Raw genomic sequence first — 778 nt, forward strand, 5'->3', positions numbered from 1 at the left:
CCTATGTATTCAGTCAGGGATGACCCATACGGGCCGGGTTTCCCCATTCGGACATCTCCGGATCAAAGCTTGTTTGCCAGCTCCCCGAAGCTTTTCGCAGGCTACCGCGTCCTTCATCGCCTGTGATCGCCAAGGCATCCACCACATGCACTTGTTCGCTTGACCCTATAACGAGTGTGTCTCGATTGCTCGAAACCGTCGCTACAGGATGAGTTCTCGCATTTGTGCCGTATTCCAAGTCATCTTTCGATCACTTAAATACATTTTGGTTGATACAATCACAACCCGGTATCGCGTTTTGTACTGCAGCGTCTCATCAACGCTTCGCGACACCTTTACTACATCCCATATTTTTAAAGAACAGCCGATCTTGCGATCGCTTGGCAATGCCAAATGCAAACGCTCAATGCTAAGCGCTTGCATTTGACCACCAATCCAAGGTACCAGGCCCATCAAAGCGATGGTGGAGGATGACGGGATCGAACCGACGACCCCCTGCTTGCAAAGCAGGTGCTCTCCCAGCTGAGCTAATCCCCCTTCCGGATAACTTGGTGGGTCTGGTAGGACTTGAACCTACGACCCCCGCCTTATCAAGACGGTGCTCTAACCACCTGAGCTACAGACCCTTGGCTGTAACAGCAAACAAACCGATAAGTGTGAACGCTAGGCTTGAGACACAAGCCTCTAGAAAGGAGGTGATCCAGCCGCACCTTCCGATACGGCTACCTTGTTACGACTTCACCCCAGTCATGAACCCTGCCGTGGTAATCGCCCTCCT

The 778-nt window shown here is 52.1% G+C and carries 2 tRNA genes and 2 rRNA genes; all 4 read right to left on the reverse strand.

The features are described from left to right. Positions 1-165: ribosomal RNA gene (locus ACW4E8_RS41015) — 23S ribosomal RNA — on the reverse strand; the annotation flags it as partial. A 296-nt stretch (positions 166-461) separates the two neighbouring features. Further along, positions 462-537 (reverse strand) — tRNA-Ala (locus ACW4E8_RS41020). Between the two features lie 12 nt (positions 538-549). Beyond that, positions 550-626, reverse strand: a tRNA-Ile gene (locus ACW4E8_RS41025). Positions 627-688: 62 nt separating this feature from the next. Continuing rightward, a 16S ribosomal RNA gene (locus ACW4E8_RS41030) occupies positions 689-778 on the reverse strand; the annotation flags it as partial.

It is taken from the genome of Cupriavidus sp. CP313, assembly GCF_054072015.1.